The 22,696-nt window shown below is 49.0% G+C and carries 19 protein-coding genes; 9 read left to right on the forward strand and 10 right to left on the reverse strand.

All coding sequences use genetic code 11. The annotated features are described in order from the left end of the window. Window positions 1-515: 515 nt before the first annotated feature. The 10 genes from NXS09_RS09915 to NXS09_RS09960 all read right to left on the reverse strand — a co-directional run bounded on the left by NXS09_RS09915 (window position 516) and on the right by NXS09_RS09960 (window position 10,065). Window positions 516-935 carry a LapA family protein gene (locus NXS09_RS09915; RefSeq protein ID WP_151051392.1) on the reverse strand — a complete coding sequence of 140 codons (420 nt, stop codon included), beginning with the start codon at window positions 933-935 and terminating at the stop codon, window positions 516-518. Between the two features lie 123 nt (window positions 936-1,058). Beyond that, the gene (gene holA / locus NXS09_RS09920) at window positions 1,059-2,060 is read right to left on the reverse strand and encodes a DNA polymerase III subunit delta (protein WP_259292362.1); all 1,002 of its coding nucleotides are present in this window, start codon (window positions 2,058-2,060) and stop codon (window positions 1,059-1,061) included. Next, window positions 2,061-2,540 carry an LPS-assembly lipoprotein LptE gene (locus tag NXS09_RS09925; RefSeq protein WP_259292363.1) on the reverse strand — a complete coding sequence of 160 codons (480 nt, stop codon included), beginning with the start codon at window positions 2,538-2,540 and terminating at the stop codon, window positions 2,061-2,063. It abuts the gene before it with no gap. A gap of 134 nt (window positions 2,541-2,674) precedes the next feature. Continuing rightward, window positions 2,675-3,004: a thioredoxin TrxA gene (trxA, locus tag NXS09_RS09930; protein ID WP_259292364.1), complete on the reverse strand. Its 330-nt coding sequence runs from the start codon at window positions 3,002-3,004 to the stop codon at window positions 2,675-2,677. A gap of 85 nt (window positions 3,005-3,089) precedes the next feature. Then, window positions 3,090-4,631 carry an ABC transporter ATP-binding protein gene (locus tag NXS09_RS09935; protein WP_259292365.1) on the reverse strand — a complete coding sequence of 514 codons (1,542 nt, stop codon included), beginning with the start codon at window positions 4,629-4,631 and terminating at the stop codon, window positions 3,090-3,092. Next, window positions 4,632-5,519, reverse strand: coding sequence for a hypothetical protein (locus NXS09_RS09940; protein ID WP_259292366.1), 888 nt, complete (start codon window positions 5,517-5,519; stop codon window positions 4,632-4,634). 77 nt (window positions 5,520-5,596) lie between these two features. After that, window positions 5,597-6,619 carry an ABC transporter permease gene (locus tag NXS09_RS09945; protein ID WP_259292367.1) on the reverse strand — a complete coding sequence of 341 codons (1,023 nt, stop codon included), beginning with the start codon at window positions 6,617-6,619 and terminating at the stop codon, window positions 5,597-5,599. 219 nt (window positions 6,620-6,838) lie between these two features. Next, window positions 6,839-7,522, reverse strand: a complete 684-nt coding sequence (locus NXS09_RS09950) for a TetR/AcrR family transcriptional regulator (RefSeq protein ID WP_259292368.1) — start codon at window positions 7,520-7,522, stop codon at window positions 6,839-6,841. A 132-nt stretch (window positions 7,523-7,654) separates the two neighbouring features. Continuing rightward, window positions 7,655-8,686, reverse strand: coding sequence for a UDP-N-acetylmuramate dehydrogenase (murB, locus tag NXS09_RS09955; protein ID WP_259292369.1), 1,032 nt, complete (start codon window positions 8,684-8,686; stop codon window positions 7,655-7,657). Further along, window positions 8,686-10,065: an MATE family efflux transporter gene (locus tag NXS09_RS09960; protein ID WP_259292370.1), complete on the reverse strand. Its 1,380-nt coding sequence runs from the start codon at window positions 10,063-10,065 to the stop codon at window positions 8,686-8,688. Before NXS09_RS09960 ends, murB begins: the two co-directional genes overlap by 1 nt. On the opposite strand from NXS09_RS09960, the gene NXS09_RS09965 reads away from it, so the two are divergent. The 9 genes from NXS09_RS09965 (at window position 10,064) to NXS09_RS10005 (ending at window position 22,650) form a co-directional block, all read left to right on the forward strand. Further along, window positions 10,064-10,240 (forward strand): hypothetical protein, encoded by a 177-nt coding sequence (locus NXS09_RS09965; RefSeq protein ID WP_259292371.1) that lies wholly within the window; start codon window positions 10,064-10,066, stop codon window positions 10,238-10,240. The two genes, NXS09_RS09960 and NXS09_RS09965, sit on opposite strands and share 2 nt — an antisense overlap. A gap of 16 nt (window positions 10,241-10,256) precedes the next feature. Continuing rightward, window positions 10,257-11,414: an 8-amino-7-oxononanoate synthase gene (bioF, locus tag NXS09_RS09970; protein ID WP_259292372.1), complete on the forward strand. Its 1,158-nt coding sequence runs from the start codon at window positions 10,257-10,259 to the stop codon at window positions 11,412-11,414. Further along, the gene (gene bioC, locus NXS09_RS09975) at window positions 11,404-12,192 is read left to right on the forward strand and encodes a malonyl-ACP O-methyltransferase BioC (protein WP_259292373.1); all 789 of its coding nucleotides are present in this window, start codon (window positions 11,404-11,406) and stop codon (window positions 12,190-12,192) included. Before bioF ends, bioC begins: the two co-directional genes overlap by 11 nt. Window positions 12,193-12,285: 93 nt before the next feature. Beyond that, window positions 12,286-13,134 carry a presqualene diphosphate synthase HpnD gene (gene hpnD / locus NXS09_RS09980; protein WP_259292374.1) on the forward strand — a complete coding sequence of 283 codons (849 nt, stop codon included), beginning with the start codon at window positions 12,286-12,288 and terminating at the stop codon, window positions 13,132-13,134. Then, window positions 13,131-14,471 (forward strand): hydroxysqualene dehydroxylase HpnE, encoded by a 1,341-nt coding sequence (hpnE, locus tag NXS09_RS09985; RefSeq protein WP_259292375.1) that lies wholly within the window; start codon window positions 13,131-13,133, stop codon window positions 14,469-14,471. Before hpnD ends, hpnE begins: the two co-directional genes overlap by 4 nt. A gap of 102 nt (window positions 14,472-14,573) precedes the next feature. After that, on the forward strand, window positions 14,574-15,293 hold the full coding sequence (locus tag NXS09_RS09990) for an SDR family oxidoreductase (protein ID WP_259292376.1): 720 nt from the start codon (window positions 14,574-14,576) through the stop codon (window positions 15,291-15,293). A gap of 755 nt (window positions 15,294-16,048) precedes the next feature. Next, a complete protein-coding gene (locus tag NXS09_RS09995; RefSeq protein ID WP_259292377.1) occupies window positions 16,049-18,064 on the forward strand; it encodes a transferrin-binding protein-like solute binding protein in 2,016 nt (671 codons plus the stop codon). Window positions 18,065-18,210: 146 nt separating this feature from the next. Beyond that, the gene (locus tag NXS09_RS10000; protein WP_259292378.1) at window positions 18,211-21,036 is read left to right on the forward strand and encodes a lactoferrin/transferrin family TonB-dependent receptor; all 2,826 of its coding nucleotides are present in this window, start codon (window positions 18,211-18,213) and stop codon (window positions 21,034-21,036) included. 135 nt (window positions 21,037-21,171) lie between these two features. Further along, entirely contained in the window at window positions 21,172-22,650 is a 1,479-nt protein-coding gene (locus tag NXS09_RS10005) for a surface lipoprotein assembly modifier (RefSeq protein ID WP_259292379.1), read from the forward strand. The last annotated feature ends 46 nt before the right edge of the window (window positions 22,651-22,696 follow it).

The following is a 22,696-nucleotide window of genomic DNA, read 5'->3' on the forward strand; positions in this document are numbered from 1 at the left end:
ATTTCACCTGAATTATTGGCATGGTTGTAAGCCGGCATGTGGGCACCGCGGGCGGAAGCGAAAGAAGTGGCTAAAGTAGCTAAAGCGGCGAAAGTAAGCATGGTTTTTTTCATGATAATTGTCCTCACGGTGTATTTTTATTTAAGTTCGATAGTTAGGAAAAGTTTTAAACTGCTGTTTGCTCTGTTGATGTGTGTATTGTATGAAATGCCTAAAAATTGATAAATACCGATTTTATTTAATATTCGTTTCTCAATAGGAAATCTTAACTCAATATGGGCACACAATATAAATACGACAACCACTCACCATATGTAGGGGCGGATTGCATATCCGCCCGCTGTTTGGGATTGCACTACCGATAAGATCAGGCTGAAATTGTGTGGGTTTGGCATGTATGATAAAGGATTGTATTGTCAAATAGGCAGACACGGGCGGATATATCATCCGCCCCTACAAAAAAGGCCGTCTGAAAGATTTCAGACAGCCTTTTGATAGTATTTATTCAATATATTTTAACGGTGCGGTTTACGCTGGCCTTTCATATATTGTTGCGCCATTTGGTTCATTTCTTGACGCGTCGGGCGTTTTTTCATCATTGCATGTGCTTCTTCTACCGAGCATTTTTGTGACACGCAAAGAATGGTTATTACATCTTTTTGTGCCTGCCCGCCGCTGTGATACATACGGCGCAGGTTGGCTTCGTTAACTTTGCCTTTTTCGGGGTCGATGTCGAATTTTTTCAAACGCTCTAGAAATTGGCGTTGTTGGCGGCGCGACGACCAAATCAGGCCGCCGATCACACCGGCCATCACGGCAACGGCAATCAGGATGGCTAACGGCCATGAATCGGTAAACAACACAAGAATCAGGCTCAAAACGGCGGTTGCCAATATTGCCAATCCGGCTAATTTGAGTTTGGTTTTATTATCCATACGGTAATGTTCCTAAGGTTTTATTGTAGGCCGTCTGAAACGCGTTCAGACGGCCTGAAATCAAATACGGTTAAGAAGTTTTATTATAGCGTAAATTAATCTGTTCGGCCTATGGTATCCGTTTTAAGCGGCCAAGCCCATGACCAAATGCTTAAATTCCGCCCAAGCATTGCCGTCTTCCGCGCCTTTAATCATTCGGTCGATACGGGCGCATTCTTGAAGCGCGGCAATCAGGCGGTTGATGCTGATACGTTTGACTGCCTGCGGTGCCAGTGTTTGCTTATCGCCCCACAAACGCAAACTGTTGCGCACGGCCTGAACGCTCTGCCCCTGTTTTAAAGCGGCGGTTAAGCGGATAAGCGTGCGGATGTCTTCGGCTAAGGCCCACAATAATAAAACGGGTTCTTCTCCGCCGGCTTCCAAGCCTTCCAATAGGCGGCCTGTACGGGCGCTGTCGCCGCTCATCCATGCGCCTGCCAATTGGAAAACATCAAAACGGGCGACATTGGCAACAGCCGCTTTCGCATCGGCCAGATTCACCAAATGGCCGGCCGGATACAATAAGGCCAGTTTGTCGATTTCCTGTTTGGCCGCCAATAAATTGCCTTCGACCCGGTCGGAAAACAAAGCCAGTGCATCGTGTTCGATATTCAGGTTTAACGCATTCAGACGGCCTCTTATCCATTCGGGCAAAGCCGCGCCGGTGATGGCTTTAGCTTCCAAAACCACACCGTGTTGCGCCAACGCGGTAAACCATTTGGCTTTAAGCTGGGTGCGTTCGAGCTTGGGCAGCATCACAATCACAACGGTATCTTCCGGCAGCCGCTCGGCCAAGGTTTGCAAAGCATCCCCGCCCTGTTTACCCGGCTTGCCGTTCGGAATATGCACTTCAAGCAGTTTGAGATCGGCAAACAGCCCGATACTGCCCGCCGATTGCAATAATTCGTTCCAATCAAACGCATTATCGGCGGTATAGACTTCGCGATTGAGATAACCCTGCTTTTTCGCCGCCGCCCGCAATGTATCCAATGCTTCGATTCTGAGCAGGTCTTCTTCCCCGTGTATCACATACAGCGGTTTTAACGGCAAATCGGGCGAAAGCTCGCCGATACGCATTACCGGCATTTATCGGGCTTTCAGAAACATCAGGCGTTGCACAATCTGATCGGCCGCATCGGCACGCATTTCCGACCAAATCGTGGCTTCTTCTTCCTGTTTGCCCAATACTTCGCTGTCGGCAAAATCCATTTTTCGCTCAACCACCACCTGAATCGGTGCACCAAACGCTTTGCCGTCTACGGCCGCTTGTGCTTCTACGCGCAAGATAAGCAAATATTCATTGATATCTGCCGCGCGGGTGATGGTGTAGATATCGCGGCGGGTTTGCAGATCGGTAATCATAATCGCCGCCTGCGCATCCGAAGGGGATACTCTGCGGCCGTCGGCACGCAATAAGGCTTTTTCCATCGGCAACTGCATGATTTCTACGCCGCCGACATACCAAGATTGATAAGGCAATGTGCCCAACAGGCCGTCGTGGCCTTTCAAATGGAAACCGCAGGCGGTGAGTATCAGTGCGGCAACGGTGATAAGGATTTTTTTCATAAATGTATTTTTCATTGAATACAGGACAGGCTGAGATTATAGCCCATGCAGGCAAATGATGGAAAAAGCCGTCTGAATTTTTTCAGACGGCCTATCAAGAAAACCAACCGTTAACAGGCGGATAATCTGTTTTATTAGATAGAAGCGTTTACAAAAGCAACCAATTGGCCTTTGGCTAATGCACCCACTTTAGTGGCAACGTTTTCGCCATTTTTGAACACCATCAGCGTGGGGATACCGCGTACACCGAATTGTGCCGGGATTTGTTCGTTTTCATCAACGTTGATTTTCACCACTTTCAGACGGCCTTCAAACTCGGCGGCTACTTCGTCTAAAACGGGGGCAATCATTTTACAAGGGCCGCACCATGCTGCCCAAAAGTCTAACAATACGGGAACATCTGATTTCAAGACGTCTTGTTCGAAAGTGCTGTCGGTAGTATGCACAATTAAATCGCTGCTCATGTTTTTTTCCTTAGTGAGTGATTTGTTAAACCGAAACCATTTGCTCGGATGATGTTTAACAGCATAGGGGCTGGCAAGCAAAATTTCAAGGGTTGTAATAAGACAATAGCTTTTGTGTATAGTCTGCATCGGGTTTTTCAAACACACTTTCCAATACGCCCTGCTCGACCACATGCCCGTCTTTCAACACCATCACCCGATGCGACAATGCACGGATAACGGCCAAATCATGGCTGATAATGATTAAACTCAAACCGTATTTTTTTTGCAAATCAGCCAACAATTCCAAAATCTGCTGCTGCCGTTGCACATCTAAGGCACTGGTCGGTTCGTCGAGTACCAACACTTTCGGCCGCACAATAATGGCGCGGGCAATCGCCAGCCGCTGCCGCTGTCCGCCCGAAAAAGCATGGGGGTAGCGGTCGAGGATATCATCGGGCAGGCCGACCTGTTGCAACACGGCAACCACACGCTCGCGCATGGCTTGGCGGCTCATTTCCGGTTCATGCACCCGCAAGGCTTCCGAAACAATATCAAACACATTCATACGCGGGTTAAACGCGCCGAACGGGTCTTGAAACACCATTTGGATTTCTTTGCGCAACAGCGGCTGCCAATCCTGCCCGTTGATTTTCAGACGGCCTTCCGAACGCATTAAGCGCATCACGGCTTTGGCAAGCGTGGTTTTGCCGCTGCCGCTCTCGCCGATGATACCCAAAGTTTCGCCCGCCTTTAAATCGAATGAAAGCGGATGCAACAATACTTTACTGCGCTTTTTCAACCACCCCGCCCGCTCGCTGACGGCCACGCTGATACGGTCGGCTTCCAATACCGTTTTCGCCTGTTCCGCCAGCGGCTGCACCTGCCGAACCGCACCCGCATTCAACAGCATTTTGGTGTATTCGTGTTGCGGATTGGTGAATACCGTTTCGGTGACGCCCTGCTCGACAATACGCCCGTTTTGCATCACGGCAATATCGTCGGCAAAACGGCGCACCAAGTTCAAATCGTGGCTGATATACACCAAGGTCATATTATGGGCAACTTGCAAACGGGCAAGCAAATCCAAAATTTGCGCCTGCACCGCCATATCAAGCGCGGTTGTCGGCTCGTCGGCAATCAATAATTTCGGCTCGGCCGCTACCGCCATTGCAATCATCGCCCGCTGCCGCTGCCCGCCGGAAAGCTGAAACGGAAAAGCAAATATCTTTTCTTCGGGGTCGCGGATACCGGTTTCCGCCAATAAAGCCACCGCCCTTTCCCATGCCTGCTTGGCCGGTAAACCCAGATGCAGCGTTAATACTTCGGCAATCTGTTTGCCGACCCGCATCACCGGATTTAAAGCCGTCATCGGTTCTTGAAAAACCATACCGATTTCACGCCCGCGCAGCTTCTGCAATTGGCGCGGGGATTTATCCAACAGGTTTTCCCCGTTGAATTTCAGACGGCCTGTAAACGATACGGCCGGATTCAGGCGCATAATACCTTGTGCCAACACGGTTTTACCGCTGCCGCTTTCGCCCACAATCGCCAGTTTGCGGCCGGTTTTCACCTTGAGATTAATGTCGTGCAAGACTTCGTTACCGGGAAAGGCGGCGTTTAGATTTTCGATTTCGAGAATATTCATTTATTTTTTAAACTTTCTCCTTAATAAGAATCCTTTTCCAAATAAATAAACTACGAATAACAGAATTAAAATAAATATTAGCTTCCCGTAATAATTATAAGGTGAATGTAACGTCTCTTTATCCGCATAAAATTGAATATAGATACCCCAAAAGCCCGCCGCAACAAGAGAATTAATACCGAGAACAATAAATATATTGAGCAACTCTAACAAAATATTCTCAATAATTTTCAAAATATTCTTAATAAATTTTTTCCAACATGAATTTTCATTGACACCAACAGGTAAACTTTCGTGTGGCAGGTTGGAGTTAGGTTTCTTCTTCAAATCCTGGTCCTGGGAGTTTTTAGTTTTATTGAATAATTGACAAATAAATTTAATAAATTCAATAATAAATTCAATAATAAATTTAATAAATTCAATAATAAATTTAATAAATTCAATAATAAATTTAATAATTTTATAATTAGTTTTAATGTTTTTAATAAGTAAATAATTATTTTTAATATTTTTAATAAACTCAGGAAGTAGTTTAATCAATAATTTACAACCAATCCAGAGTAATGGCAAAAAGAATATTAAAACGAATATTAAAACGAATATTAAAACGAAAATAATATCTATTTCAGAAATAGAATCCATTCTACTTTTCATAAATTCTATTATATTTAATTCTATTACATTTGATTTATCACCCAGATCCAGAAATTTAAGCACCCAATTAAGCACCCAATCAGGAATGTATATTAAAGTAAAAAAAATTAATGCTTGTACAATAATTTTTATAAAAAAATCACACACTTCTGTCTTTACAAACTGACATATAGTTACTTGATTATTTTCATTATCACATTTACTACCAGCCCCTTTCGCAATATCATTATTCACTTCAGATACCTCTTCACTATTATTTTTTCAATATCACCACTCATTTCATATATTCCTTTGTTATTAGCCAATCTTACTTAGCTCCGCGCCCGAACATCAAACGCATAGCGCAAACCCTCGCCAATCATCACCAATAACAACAACATCACCGTTAGCGTGCCGACGGCCGACAAACCTATCCACCACGCATCCAGATTGTCTTTGCCCTGCGCCAAAAGCTCGCCCAAGCTTGCCTGCGATGCGGGCACACCCAAGCCGAGAAAATCCAAGCTGGTTAACGCCAGCACCGCACCGGAAATACGAAACGGCAGAAACGCCAATACCGGCGTTAGGCTGTTGGGCAGAATATGCCGCCACATAATCGTGCGGTTGCCCACGCCCATGCTTTTCGCCGCCAACACATAATCGGCTTGGCGGTTTTTCAAAAACTCGGCGCGAACATAATCGGAAAGCCCCATCCAGCCAAACAGTGTTAATAACACCAGCAATATCAGCAGACCGGGGTTAAAAAACGAAGACAAAATAATCAGCAGGTAAAGTTCGGGCAGACCGCCCCAGATTTCCAAAAAACGCTGCATCACCAAATCGACCTTGCCGCCGAAATAGCCCTGCACCGCTCCGGCTAAAACACCGATAACGGTAGTAATCGCAGTAAGTGCCAATGCAAACAGCAGCGAATCGCGAAAACCGTACACCAAGCGCGCCAAAACGTCGCGGCCGCGGTCGTCGGTGCCGAGCAGATGGCGTTCGGAAGGTTTGGCCGGATCGGGATCGGTATCGAAATCGTTGAGGGTATTGGCGGCATAAGGATTAGGCAGATAAACCGCCTGATTGCCGTTGGACGTGATATTGCTTTTAATCAACGGGTCAAGATAATCGGCCGGCGTTTCGAAGTCGCCGCCGAATACGGTTTCGTTATAGGTGTGCACCAGCGGAAAATAATATTGCCCCTGATAACGCACCCATAAGGGTTTGTCGTTGCTCCATAAAGGCGCAAGCACGGCCAGAACGAATAAAACAATCAACAGGCGCCATGCCAGCCAGCCGCGTTTGTGCTGTTTGAATGCCTGCCATGCGTTTTGGGAAAAATTGGAATGCATAGGAAATGCGCAGTTAAATATAAAGTGGTCGGAAGCATAACGTTTTTATCGCCGTATGACCATACCGTAAAACCATGAAATTTTACTATTTGATACAACCGTCAAAACGTTACGGATAAAGCCGGCATAGCGCCGGCTTTGCTTAAAAGGTTGGTATATATCGTTTCAGACGGCCTTTCTTTATCCTACCGTCTCATGTTTTACCGCCTTGTTTTATTGTTATTCCGATTCGGCTTCTTTTTTGAATAGACGCTTTGATTCTGCCAATAATCTATTCATCGTGCCGTCAAATTCATCCAAATATTCTTTACGCAGATAAGGCCGCAACAGGCTGAGGGTGCGTTGGATACCGCGTACTTTCGAATCTTCGGTGAGCTTGGCGCGGCCGTGTATCGAGCCGTCGAAATCAAACCAGTATTTGGTAATCACCCACATATTCAAAGCCAAATCGTTCATGGCGATTTCATCGGCCTGCATAATGCCCAAACTGTTCAAACGAGCCAGCAAATTCACCAACAACGGCGACACTTTGGCTTGGGTAAAATTATTATGTTCGCCCAAAAGCTCGGCACTTCTGGCCAACAGGGTATTCACATCGTTAAACAAAAAGCGGTACCGCCACATAATATCGTAAACACCCGACATATAATCTATGGCATCGCACACGCCGGCCGGTAGCTTGGCATCATGCAGATAACTCAGCAAATCCTGACTATACCGTTTGAAAAGCTGGACGATAATTTCATCTTTATTGCGAAAATGATAATAAAGATTGCCGGGGCTGATATTCAAATAGGCCGCGATATGGTTGGTACTGGTATTGCGTTCGCCTTCTTCGTTAAACAGCACCAAGGCGGCATCGACAATGCGTGTGTATGTGCTCTGTTTATGTTCTTTAACCATGGTATATATCCTTTTTCATACCGGAAAACCGGATACGGCTTTTCGATATGATCATGATAAAAATATTCACTTCATAGAATATACCTTTAATTCAGACGGCCTGAAACAAGATAATATAAAAATAAGTGAGATTTAAAAATTTTCCGGCAGCCAATTGGGTTCGGTATCCAATAATACGCCGAACTTTTCGCTAACGGTATGGCGGATATAGCGTGCCAATGCATCCACATCTTCGGCGGTTGCCTGATGTTTATTCACCAAAACCAATGCCTGTTTATCATGTACCGCCGCACCGCCGATACAATGGCCTTTCAGACGGCATTGGTCGATTAGCCAGCCTGCTGCCAGCTTAACCGAGCCGTCTGCCAACCGATAATGCGGCATATCCGGATAAGCCGACAGCAAACGCTCCGCTTCTTCGGCGGCCACCACCGGATTTTTAAAAAAGCTGCCGACATTGCCTAATATTTTCGGATCGGGCAGCTTGCCGGAACGGATGGCGCACACGGCATCGGAAACATCTTGCGCGGTAGCCTGCCTGCCTGCGCATTTTTCTGCCAGCATCGCCGCCAAATCGCCATAGCCGGCATTGGCGGTAAACTGCTCTTTCAGCGCAAAAACCACCGCAACAATCACATAACGCCCTTTGCCCTGCTGCTTAAACAGGCTTTCGCGGTAGGCAAAACGGCAATCGGCATTACTCAGGGTAATAAACGTTGAGGTATCCAAATCAAAACAGCGCACGCTATCAATCACATCTTTTACTTCTACGCCGTATGCGCCGATATTCTGTACCGGCGACGCGCCGACCGTACCCGGAATCAGGCTCAGGTTTTCCAAGCCGCTCAAGCCCATAGACAAGGTTTTCAACACAAAATCATGCCAAGTTTCACCGGCTTGCGCTTCTATATAAACGATGCCGTCCGAACGGGAAAGTTCATCTATCCCTTTGTTTTGAATATGAACCACCAAGCCGTCATAATCTTTCATCAGCAAAATATTGCTGCCACCGCCCAGCCAAAGCACGCTGTTGCGGTTAAATTCGGGCAGTTTCACCAATTCGGGCAACTCGGCGGCATTTTCCAACACCACAAAATCACGCGCACGGGCTTTCAGGCCGAACGTATTCAACGGGGTTAAATCCACATGATGCAAAACCTGCATTACGACATCCTTTTTTGTAGCGCAAACGAACGGCTGTATCTTTCCAAATACCACACCAAACACACGGCGGCAAACGTGAGCGAGAAAACCAATGCCGTCCAAAAGCCGTAAATACCCATATCGGCATGAAAAGCCAACAGATACCCAGGCACCAAACCGATACCCCAGAAAGCCACCGCATGAATGATCATCGGTATTTTCGTTAATTTATAACCGCGCAACACATAAGAAGATACGCATTGGGTCGCATCGGCCAATTGGAAGACGGCGGCAAACAGCAATACCGTTGCCGCAATCGCCAATACCTGCGTATCGTTTGTATACATACCCGCCAAGCGGTAGCGGAAAACAACCAATAACAATGCGGTAATAGCCGCCAATATCCAACCCATCACCAACGATACGCCCGCGATATAGCGCGCCCGCATATATTCCCTGCTCCCAATCGTCTGCCCCACCCGCACCGTGCCGGACGAACCGACGCTTTGCGGAATCATATAAATCAAACTGGTTAAGCTGATCACCACCTGCTGCGCCGCCACATAATCCTCACCCAAACGCGACACTAAAAAAATGATGAAAGAAAACAGGCTCACTTCCAAGAAAAAAGACAATCCGGTCGGTATGCCGATTAACCAAATCTGTTTAAACATTTCGGCATCGGGGCGGTCGAATTTATCCATCAATCCGAACGGTTTAAAATATTGTTGCTTGGCCACATAAAGCCACAAAGCGGCCGCATTAAACCAAAACACGATTGCCGTAGCGACACCGCAACCCGCACCGCCTAAAGCCGGCATACCGAATTTGCCATACACAAACGCATAATTCAGCGGCACGTTTAAGAAAAGGGCGGCAAAGCTCACCAGCATAATCACGCGCGGCTTATTCAGGCTCGACGCATACGCATGCAGCGCACGGTGTATCATCGCCGCCGGCATCGCCAGGCCGGTGAAAAACATATACAGCGCCATCATGTCTTTAATATCGTTATCCAAGGGCAGATAATGTTTAAACGGCCATATTGCCACCCACATCAACAACATACCGATAATCCCCAGCATCAGGCCGAACCAAATACCCTGCCGCCCCGTTTCACCGACTTCGCGCTTTTTCCCCGCGCCGAAAAGTTGGGCGATAATCGGGTTTAACGCCGTCATAATGCCGAGAAATGTCACATAGATAATCACAAACACACTGCTGCCCAGTGCCACGGCGGCCAAATCGCTTTTACCGGCACCGCCCGCCATCACCGTATCCACGAAGCTGACCCCCACCTGCGCCACTTGCGCCAACAGCATCGGCATCGCCAAGAGTGCCAATTTGCGTGCTTCTTTTATAAATACCGGAAAAGTATAACGGTTTAAATCAAAAAGCATGAATGCTCCAAAAATTTCAGACGGCCTGTTTCAGCGCAGAACAACCGTATCCGCCCGTTTCGCCGTCATATATCGAAACCTGATAGTGTATCAAAAAACCACCGTGGTAGTTAGTGTGAAAACGGCCAATGTGTTTGACAGGCCGTCTGAAAGCATAGACACTTTAGCGCTTTAAGCCCCGCTGCCAAGATATGAACTGGAACACCCGCCTGCAAGCCGCATTAGACAAACAAGCCGCACAATCGGCCTACCGCCGCCGCAGCGCCCGCCGTGCCGACACCCTGCCGCCTTATATGGAAAGCGGCGGCGTGCGCTATCTGAATTTTGCCGGCAATGACTATCTCGGCCTCAGCCGCGACCCCGACGTGATTGCCGCATGGCAGCAGGCATTGGCGCAATACGGCACCGGTAGCGGCGGCTCGCCTTTGGTAACAGGTTATACCGACGTACACCAAGCCTTAGAACATCAATTGGCCGACTGGCTCGGCTACGAATCCGCGCTGCTTTTCCCCAGCGGCTATGCCGCCAATCAGGCCGTTTTATTGGGCTTGCTGCAAAAAGACGATATTTTATTGGCCGACAAACTCTGCCATGCCTCCATGCAGGAAGCGGCCATGCTCGGCGCCGCCCGCTACCGCCGTTTCCCCCACAACCGCTATGACATTCTCGAAAAACAATTAAACGACCACCCCGAAAGCGCCGTCCTCATTGCCAGCGAAGGCGTATTCAGCATGGACGGCGACAAAGCCGATATAGGCCGTCTGAAAACCTTAAGCGAACAATACGGCGCATGGCTGCTGATTGACGACGCCCACGGCATCGGCATACTTGGCGAAGAAGGCCGCGGCAGTGCGGCCGCCGTCGGCGTTTGCCCCGATATTTTGGTGGTCACCTTCGGCAAGGCGGTCGGGCTGATGGGCGCGGCGGTTTTATGCAGCCAAACCGTTGCCGAATACCTCACCCAAACCGCCCGCCACCTGATTTACAGCACCGCTTTCCCACCCGCACAAGCCGCCGCCCTTGCCGCCGCGTTGAGGCGCATCCGCCATGCCGATGACTTACGCGCCAAATTGCGGCACAATATCCGCCGTTTTCAGACGGCCTTGGCTCAGGCAGGATTGGCCGATTATTTAATGCCGTCTGAAACCGCCATCCAACCCTTTGTATGCGGCAGCAACGAGCGCGCCTTATCCGTATCGGCCGAACTGCGCCGTAACGGGCTGTATGTACCCGCCATCCGCCCGCCCACCGTACCCGTCGGCAGCGCACGTTTACGGATTACCCTCACCGCCGCCCATGAAGATACCCATATCGACACCTTGGTAAAAGGCTTGCAAGATGCCGTCTGAAACCCTACACAAACAACACATCGCCCGCGCATTCAGCCAAGCCGCCGCAAGCTACGACAACGCTGCCGTACTGCAACAACACAGCGGCCTGCACCTGCTGCGCCTGCTCGAACAACAGTTTTCAGACGGCCTCGATAACCGTACCATCCTCGATATCGGTGCGGGCAGCGGCTGGACAAGCCAGCAAATCCGCCGTTCCGGCGGCAAGGTATGGGCGCTCGATTTGGCCGAAGGCATGTTGCGCCATATTGCACAACACCAGCGCGCCGACGCCTGCATCCTTGCCGATGCCGAACGCCTGCCGCTGGCCGACCACAGCGTCGACGCCTGTTTCAGCAATCTCGCCGTACAATGGTGCAACCTCGACCAAGCCGCCGCCGAAATGCAACGGGTTATCCGAAAAAACGGCACCGCCGCCGTCGCCACCCTCGGCCACGGCAGCCTGCACCAACTCAAAACCGCATGGCAGTCGGTCGGACAACCCGCCCCCGTGAATCCGTTCCTCACCGAAAGTGAAATTCAGACGGCCTTTCAAGCCTTTGCCGATGTGCAGATACACACCGAAACCTACACCCAAACCTTTCCCACTCTCGAATCGCTGCTGCGAAGCCTGAAAAACATCGGTGCCAACCATGTTTTGCAACGCGGCAACAAAGGCCTAACCGGAAAACAAAGCTGGCAGCGTTTGCAGACGGCCTATGAACCCATGCGCGACCCAAACGGTATGCTGCCGCTGGATTATAAGATGGTTTATATTGTCGCGACCGGACACCGTTAAAGCCTTCCGATAGCAGAATCATTGTGCCGTCATTGTTCTCACCGGTATTTACCGCTACAATCCCCCAACTATAAAAACGTTTCAGGAACCGCCGTGCTACCGCTCGAATACTGCCGCCAAAAAGCCGCCGAAAGCCAATCCAGCTTTTTGGCGGGTTTTCGTTTTCTGTCGCCCCCGAAACGCGACGCGATGACCGTGTTATATGCGTTTTGCCGCGAGCTGGACGATATTGTCGACGAGCATTCCGACGCCCATGTCGCACAAACCACGCTCAATTGGTGGCGCGGCGATTTGGCAAAAGTGTTTTCCGGCGAAATGCCCGAACACCCCGTTTGTCAGGCATTAAAAATCGTGGCTGCCGATTTTTCGCTGCCGCACGAAGAGCTGGAAGAAATCATCAACGGCATGCAGATGGATTTGGAACAGGCGCGCTATGCCCGCTTTGAAGACCTACAACAATACTGCTACCGCGTCGCCGGCGTGGTCGGCCGTCTGATAACCCGTATTCTCGGTTTCACCCAAGCGGCCACCTTAGACTATGCCGAAAAAATGGGCTTGGCGCTGCAATTAACCAATATTATCCGTGATGTCGGCGAAGATACCCGCAACGGCCGCATCTATCTGCCTACCGAAGAAATGCAACGTTTCAACGTGCCCGCCCAAGTGATTATGCAGCACACCCCCACCCCGGAATTTGCCGCCTTAATGGCCTTTCAAACCGAACGCGCGCGCAATCTCTATCGCGAAGCTGTCGCCCTGCTGCCGCAACAAGACAAAAAAGCCCAGAAACCGGGCTTGATTATGGCCGGCATTTACTATGCCTTATTGAACGAAATCATTGCCGACGGTGCCGAAAACGTATTGAAATACAAAATCGCCATTCCCTCGCCGCGTAAAAAACGCATCGCCCTGAAAATATGGCTGTTCGGATTCAACCCATGAAACCATCCCCCCGCCCGCTGCCCAAAGTTGCCGTTATCGGTGCCGGTTGGGCGGGTTTGTCGGCCGCCGTAGCGCTGGCACCGCACACCCGCCTAACCTTATTCGAAGCAGGCCGACAGGCAGGCGGACGGGCGCGTACACTCAATACCGACAGCCACGGTTTCAGCTTTCTCGACAACGGCCAACATATCCTCATCGGCGCCTACCGCAGCGTAGCCGCCATGCTGAACAAAATCGGCGTATCCGAACAAGACGCCTTTCTACGCCTGCCCCTGCAATGGCATATTTCAGACGGCCTGCAATTTCAGACGGCCGCCCTACCCCCGCCGCTGCATATCCTCTACGGCCTGCTCACCGCCAACAATATCGGCTGGAAAGAAAAAATCAGGCTGATTAACGATATGCGCACCCTGCAAAGCCGACACCGTAGCCACCCTGCCGATACCACCGTCGCCGCATGGCTGCACAACCGCCGCGTTTCAAGCAAATTAACCGCCCAGTTTTGGCAGCCGTTGGTTTGGGGCGCATTAAACACCCCGCTGGAAACGGCTTCCTTAAATACCTTGTGCAACGTTTTGCAAGACGGCGTTTGGTCGGATGCCGCAGGCAGCGACTACCTATTGCCCAAACGCGATCTCGGCAGCCTTGTGGCCGAACCGGCACTGGCCTTTTTAGCGCAACACCATGCCGATATCCGTATGGAAACGCGGGTCGGCCGCCTCAGCACGCTGCCGGACGGCAAAGTATGCATCAACAACGAAACCTTTGATGCCGCCATTCTCGCCGTCGCCCCCTATCATGCCGCCGCCCTGATGCCGTCTGAAACGCCTGATGATATTCAGACGGCCTACCGCAATATGCGCTATCACGCCATCACCACCGTTTATCTGCGCTATGCCGAAAGCGTGCGCCTACCCGCCCCGCTCACCGGCTTGGCGGAAAACACCGCCCAATGGTTTATCGACCGCGGCGCATTAGGGCTGTCCGAACATGAAACCGCCGCCGTTATCAGCGTATCCGACCTTGTCGGCCCCTATAAAAACGAAGAATGGATAAAACGGGTACACCACGACCTCAAAACCCTCTGCCCCCATCTCGGCGAACCGACGGCCGCACAAGTGATTACCGAAAAACGCGCCACTGTCGCATCAAGCGTTAACCGGCAACTACCCGATTTGATGTATTTGCATCAACGGTATATATACCCCTGCGGTGATTACCTGCACCCGCGTTATCCCGCCACCCTCGAAGCGGCCGTACAATCGGGCTTAACCGCCGCCGAACAATCTATCAATGATTTAAACGGATTGAAAAATGCCGATCGGGCACCAAGCTGATAAAATACAGAATTATTTTTGCCGTACCCCCTCAAATAACCAACCACCCTACTTTCAGACGGCCTGCCGCCGATAGCGATTGAGACGAAAAGGAAGAGAAACATGCCCCAACTTCAAGACAAAACCATTCTGATAACCGGCGCATCGCAAGGTATCGGCGAACAAGTGGCCAAAGCCTATGCCGCCGAAGGCGCCACCGTGATACTGGTAGCCAGACATCAGAAAAAGTTGGAAAAAGTATATGATGACATTGTCGCCATCGGCGGCCCCGAACCCTTTGCCATCTGCTTCGATTTACTCACTGCCGAAGAAGCGGAATTCGAGCGCTTCGCCACCACCATCAACGAAGCCACCGGCGGCAAACTCGACGGCATCGTACATTGCGCCAGCTATTTCTACGCCCTATCACCGTTGGATTTCCAAACCGTCGCCGAATGGGTGAATCAATACCGCATCAATACCGTCGCCCCGATGGGCTTAACCCGCGCGTTCCTGCCCGCCCTCAAAGCCTCGCCCGATGCTTCGGTGATTTTTGTCGGCGAAAGCCACGGCGAAGACCCGCGCGCCTACTGGGGCGGTTTCGGCGCTTCCAAAGCCGCATTGAACTACCTATGCAAAGTTGCTGCCGACGAATGGGACCGCTTCCCCAATCTACGCGCCAACGTACTCATCCCCGGCCCAATCAATTCCCCGCAACGGATGAAAACCCACCCCGGCGAATCCCGCAGCGAACGCAAAAACTATGAAGACATTATGCCGAAATTCGTTTGGTGGAGCAGCAACGCCAGCCAAGGCCGCAGCGGTGAAATTGTTTATTTGTAGATTGTAAAAATGACAACATGAAATAGCTTAAAAATGCTGTTTCCATTTATTCTGTCTCTTTTATGCAAAAGGCCGTCTGAAATATTTCAGGCGGCCTTTAATCCAACACCCATTATTCATATGTACTATTTGAAATACAATAATATTTAAACATCATTTAATTTAAACAATTTATTCTCTCTGGAAAGCTATCTGAATATCAATTTATTTTCTATCAAAAGCCAACTATCCTCGACAAAACAATCACACTAAAAAAATTTTAACTATTTGACTAAAAATATCTTTTCTAAACTTTACAATATTCTAATGGCATTTCAAAAGTCATCCACACCGTTAACAGGCGTTACACCCCGCCCCGCAAACGATTCAATTTCAAATGTTCACACTGAAATATCAAATAATCATGATTTTTTATTACATATAAATAATCAATAATTAATTTAATTTTCTATATATTTATTTTTATACGTATGAAAATCATTTTTATTTACAAAATTTAAACTCTTTTGTATTATTTTTCCGCCATCCAGACAAATGGGGCGGTTATTTATCTGTTTTAAAGAGACTTTTCGTTCTTTCAAACTAAAATAATAATCGAAAATAAAATAAAAATTCAATTTAAAACAACATGGTATTAATCATTAAAATTCCATGTAAATAAAACCAGAAGCAATGGGAAAACGTATGCGGTACGCCCCGTACTGCCTTAACACTATTGGCTAATTTAAATATTCTGTTAAAAAATAGGTCATAACATGATTAAGCCAATCAAAAACATATCGTCTTCTGTTGCAGCCCTTTTCCTATTGTCTGCCTGCGCCGGCGGCAGCTTCGATACATTAAACGTCAACCCGGAACCAACACCTTTGCCCGAACCGCCTTCCGTAGAAAAAGTGCCGGAACCGAGACAAAATCCGGAAGAGCAAGAAGCCCTCAAACGCCCTGCCATGGGTTTTGTGATGGGCGGTGTGCGCCGTAATACTGCCAAGTATGATAAAGAAGGCGAGCCTGTTGTTGATGAAAACGGTCAAGACACCGATGCGGAAACTTATGTAGCGCTGGATCCGAATACCATTGAAGCCGTAGATGATTTAGATTCTATCACCCCTAAACAGGATGAAATGAGACTCGATCCGGATGTCCGCAGAGTCAGAACCTATGTAAACGGGTATGTGGGCGATAAAAAAGACTATAAATATATCCGTGTCGGACATGTTTACGACAACTTCCCCCGTGCCGTCGAAAACTCTGTATACCTAGACGATATAGGTGAAAGAAGATATTACGAAATCCGTGACGGTTGGAAGGTTTTTACGTTCTATCACGGCACTTCAGCCGCGTCCGCCCTACCGGTTGGCAAACAAGTCAACTACGAAGGTGAATGGTATTTCCATTCCGATGCCAAATTAGACAAAGCCCCCAGAGGCTCTTTCCAAAGCAATAACGGTTTTGAATCTTATGCTAACGGTGATGTGGCCAGTGCCGCCGGTATTACCAATAGCGGCGTACGCTCTGCCAAATATACTTCGCAATTCACCGTCAACTTCGATGATAAATCGCTGACCGGTTCATTGCGTGACCAATCCGAAATTCGAGTTGGTGAAAACCGTGATACCGAACTCTATACCATTGAAGCCCAACTCAACGGCAACCGTTTCACCGGTAAGGCCAAATCCGCCGTGAACGAAAACTCTTCCGATATCGAAAAAGCATTTTTCTATGCCGATTCCGATTTTGTGGAAGGTGGTTTTTACGGCCCTAAAGGTGAAGAGTTAGCCGGTAAATTCTTAACCAACGACAACTCTTTATTCGGCGTATTCGGCGCCAAACGTGACGATAAGACACCCGTCGATACCCGTACTTTGTTTGATGCTTACTATATTCCACGCCCCCGTGTAACCGAAATCGATTATGACCAGGCAGAAGAGTTTAATGAAGAAGGTGAAGAACTTTTATCATACGACCGCTTAACCGAAGCGGAAAGCAAACCATTGGGCAACTTCGGTTTCGCGATGAGATTACGTTTCGGCGGTAAAGTATTCGATTTAGATCGCAATGAATTGAGCGAAGCCTTCCTCAAAGACAACCCGGATGCCGAAATCAGTGTTGATGAAAACGGCAAAACACGCCTGATTACCTTTGATAAAAACTCCGAGGGCAGAGCCCGGCAAAGTATACAGGCTTGCTGTACCAATTTGAGCTATCTCACCTTCGGCCAATGGAATCTGGCTGAAAAAGAAGGCAGAAGCCCGACATCGGCCTTATTCATCCAAGGCGAACGTACCGCTATAAACGATATTCCTCAAACAGGTAAAGCCCGCTATATCGGCACTTGGTCCGGATTTATCAATACACTCAACCCAAGAGGCACGGATGCTCTGAGCAATCCGAACTTTGCACACAATGCCGATTTGTCTAACTTCGGCAAAGGCGGTGCAGGCAGCTTATCGGAATTTGATGTCGACTTCGGCAACAAATCGCTAACCGGTTCCCTTTATGCCAATGACAGCCGAAAAGTATTCGGTATCAATGCCACCATTAACGGCAACGGATTCAGCGGAACAGGTTCTACCGATGGCGCTTTCCCGTTCGACGCGGGTAACCAAACCAACGGCTACCGCGTCAATATTCAAAATGCACAAGTAAACGGCGGCTTCTACGGCCCGGGCGCACAAGAACTCGGCGGCACGTTGATCTATAACAGCCGTGCCGACGGTACTCGTGGTGAAGCCATCCGTGCCGGCGCCGTATTCGGTGCGCAAAAACAATAATCCGAACGAAACGGCTCATCAAGGAAATTAGGGCGGGTGCCATATACCCGCCCCGGCACGGCGTTTACCCTAAATTTGCTTCCCGCATGTTTCCAAGCCTTCATAACCCTCTATTTTTATTATTTAAATTAAAACGGATTCACACTATGTATATGACTTATCCGCAAAGAAAACCCAAAATCATCATTGCGGCACTGGCCGTGTGCTTTGCTTCTTTTCCCGCCATTGCAGCCGATCCGGTTGATAGCACCGCCGAATTAGGTACCGTTCGCGTGAATGCAGCCAAAAGAATCACCCGCCGAACCCAAGAAGTGACCGGTTTAGGCAAAATCGTGAAACAAGCCGAAGATTTGGAAAAAGAACAAATCATCAATATCCGCGACTTGGTACGCTACGATCCGGGTATTTCCGTAGTCGAACAAGGACGGGGCGGCAGCAGCGGTTTCTCTATTCGCGGCGTGGATAAAAACCGTGTATTGATTTCGGTAGACGGCATTCCCCAACTGCAATCTTATGCCGATACAACGTCTCAAAGCGGCGGCACCGGCTCGATGAACGAAGTTGAATTTGAAAACATTTCCGCCATTGAAATCAATAAAGGCAGCAACAGTGCGGAAGTCGGCAGCGGTAGTTTGGGCGGTTCGGTTAGCTACTACACCAAAAACGTGAGCGATTTTGTGCCCGAAGGCGACAACTGGGGTTTAACCAGTAAATCCGTATACAGCAGCCGTGATAAACGTTTCGCCCAAACAATAGGCGGCGGTTTCAGCTACAACGGCTTTGAAGGCTTATTGCAATATACCCACCGCGAAGGTGACGAAATCGGTGTTCACCATGATGCGGGCAATATCAACCAATCTTTCTTCAGACAAGATGCTTATGTAGACACATACGATTTGCGCGGCCAACCCAATCAGCCGGCCGATAACTTCTTCCGTTTTGAAGACTGTACCGATGCCGATTGTGTCAAACACAGATCCGCCCTCACTTCGGACAGACTATGGCAACCCGACAGCCGCATCCAACCTTACACGCCTGAAGAAGAACGCCAGCGTACCGAGCTGATGCGCCATCCGAAAGAAACCTTGTCTGCCGACGAATATACCGGTGAAAACCGCATCAAACCGAACCCGATGGAATACAAAAGCGGTTCGTGGTTGGCGCGTTTAGGCTATCACATTACACCCGAACATTATGTAGGCTGGCTGTTGGAGCGCACCCGCCAAAGCTACGATAGCCGCGATATGCGCTATGCCGCCTATTATGAACCGGGTACCGATATGTATGATATAGGCAGATTGCCGCGTTTAGACAAATACGCCGGCGACCCCAAATTTAATGGGGCCAATAACAGCAACGGTATTTGGCGTAATGATCCCCGCGAAGGTTTTGCCAACCTATTGTGGACACGCGCCCGTTTCTTAGAAGAAGAACACACCAAACTGCGTAACGGCTTTAGCTACCGCTATACCCCGCAAAACAGCGATTCATGGGCGGATAACTTTGAATTCAATGTCGACCGCCAAAATATTAAAATGAAATCGGCTACGATTTATGCCAACTGCTCACCCTACCCTAGTTACGGCACAACGCTGAATTGTAGTCCCGATTTAGATAAAGCCGGCTCTTATCTAAGCCGTGAAGATGTTGATTATAAAGAAAAACACTTACTATTCAGCACCAAGTGGAATAAAAAATTAGATTGGGGCTTCAGCAAACACGACCTCAATATCGGCGCCGGTTATGACGACTTCGATTCCGATTTCAACAAAGTAATTGAAGAAACCACCGTTTACAAACGCCAAGATTTTGTCGGCTTTGAAAACCGCGTAATCGACGGTCAAACACAACGGATCGATATTTACCGCGATTTAGGCAATGTGGCCGATACGGTTTACCCCTGTACCGATTGGGGTATTCCAACCTGCTCGCGCGAACCGATTAAAGGCAAGAGCTACTATTTATCCTTACGCGACAATATGTCCTTGGGCAAATACGTCGACTTAGGATTGGGCTACCGTATCGACCGCCACAGCTTCCATTCGGACGATACCGCCATACGCAGTAAAACCTACACCAACCGTTCATGGAATACCGGTTTAGTGATCAAACCGACCCCAAGATGGGCCATTTCTTACCGTATTTCCAACGGCTTCCGCGTACCCAGCTTCCAAGAGCTTTACGGTTACAACGTACCCGGCGTACCACGCGACAGCCGTTTCCACTACATTGCCGACCTAGAGCCTGAAAAATCACGCAACCAAGAGCTCGGCGTAGCCTTTAGAGGTGATTTCGGTAATATCGAATTGAGCGCATTCAGAAGCAAATACCGTGATTTGATTGCCCATGCGATTACCAAAGCCGATGAAAACGGCTATAACGATATCGGTAACTTCAACGTACAAAATGCCGACTTAGAAGGTATCAATATCAGCTCGATTATCGATTTGAACGGCTTGTGGTCGAAACTGCCCGAAGGCTTGTCGCTGAACTTAGCCTATAACCGCATCAGAGCCAAACGCCTGTTTAACAACACCCCTGATCGGTTTACCTGGCTTGCCGACTATCCCTTAGAAACCATCCAACCTTCACGTTATGTCGTCGGTTTGAATTACGATGCGCCGTCTGAAAAATGGGGGATTTCGGCCAACCTGATCCATTCCCGCGGTAAAGATCCGAAAGAATTGATTAGCAAAGCCTATTCAGGCAGCGGTTTAACCTTCAATCAGGCCGCCACCAATGCCGCTACCAAACCGTGGACAACATTAGACCTCATCGGCTACCTGCGCCCTTGGAAAAACGCTACCCTACGCGCCGGTGTGTATAACCTGATGAACTACCGTTACCTAACTTGGGAAACCGTACGCCAAACTTCGATTAACTCATTGGCCAGACAAGTACCCGGCTCCGACTATAAACAATTCGCTGCCCCGGGACGCAATGTCACCCTGAGCTTTGAAATGAAGTTTTAATAGATAAAACCAAGCGATAAGGCCGTCTGAATCCCATTATTGTTCAGACGGCCTGAATACGCAGTCAAAAAAGCGAATCCGCCACCGATAACAAACCCTTTTCACGGTATTTATTGTTTACCCGACAGGCCAGCCATGTTTTTTCCCTTTAAAAACCTGAAATACACAACCACATTTTTCCTGACTTTATTATGCTGCGCCGCACCCCTACAAGCAGCAGAAACAGTTGTGCCCCAACAACGCCCCGAACGGCCGGAACCCAAACTGCCGGAAATACAGCAACCCGAACAAAGCAGATGGCAGCCGGCCGTAACATCGGAAACCGAAATACAAGACATCGACGAAAAAACCCTGCTGCAACAGCCCAACCTGCTCAATCTGCTCTTAGATAAAAGCGTCATGGCCAACGATTTAGAAGGCATTAAAGTGCTGCTGCCCGTTTACCGTAAACTGCCCGACACACAACGCGACGATACCCTATTGCTGCTGGCCGAAAGCAAATTGGCCATGTTTGAGGGCAACTTCTCGCAAGCCGTTGACCTATTACGGCAAATTATTGCCGAACGCCCCGATTTAGATGTTATCCGCATGTATTTGGCGATTGCCCTTTTTTACGACCAACAAGACGTTGCAGCCCAAGACCAATTCGACAAACTATTGGCACAAGCCGAATTGCCCGAACAAGAAAAAGCCGTTATCGAACAATTTACCGAGCAATTACAACAACGCCACCGCTGGCAGTTTAACGGCGGCATCAATTATGCCCGCGAACCCAATATCAATAACGCCCCGATTGTTCGGGAACAAGGCAATATCAATACCGATATCGAACCCGAAAAAGCCACCGGTATCGTTTATCACTTCGGCGCCGAAAAAGACTGGGCGTTACCGCGCGGCTTTTTGCTGAAATCTTCGTTGGATATTTCCGGCAAATACTATCCGGGCAACCAGCGTTATAACGACTTATTGGCCGATGTCGGCTTCGGTGTCGGCTACCGCAATGCCCGTTTTGACGTTGCCCTCATGCCGTTTGTAACCAAACGCTGGTGGCAGGGATATAGCGAAAGCAGCGGTCAAAGCGGCCTGCAAAGCTATTCCGACAGCTTCGGTGCCACCTTGAGCGTACAAAGCCGGCTTTCTCGCCGCTGGCGTTCGTATCATTATGCCCGTATCGAAAAAACCCACCATGAAGAGCGCTTCCGCTTCGACGGTATCCGCCGCCAAATCGGTCAAACCCTGATTTACCAAGCCTCGCCGCAACAGGCTTGGTTCGGCGGCATCGACTACCAACAAGAAAAACTGCACGATACCGACAACAGCAACCATTTACTCACCGGCTCGCTCGGCTGGATACAGGAATGGCCCAAAGGCTTCAGCACCCGCAGCCGTATTGCTTGGGGCAAACAAAAATACCATGCGCCGATGCCATGGCCGATTTTAAAAACCCGTCAAGACAACAGCCTGCAAATGCAAGTATCGGTATGGCACCGCAATATCCACTTCTGGGGCATTACCCCAAGGCTGACCTGGCAGCGCATCCGCAATAAGAGCAATGTGTTTTTATACGACTATCAGAAAAACAATGTTTTCTTAGAGTTTTCCAAGCAGTTCTAATATTTAGGCCGTCTGAAAGATGAACTATCCCCCAAATCTTGGACAA

Origin of the sequence: Neisseria montereyensis, from assembly GCF_024834045.1 — a bacterium.
GTDB classification, from domain to species: domain Bacteria; phylum Pseudomonadota; class Gammaproteobacteria; order Burkholderiales; family Neisseriaceae; genus Neisseria; species Neisseria montereyensis.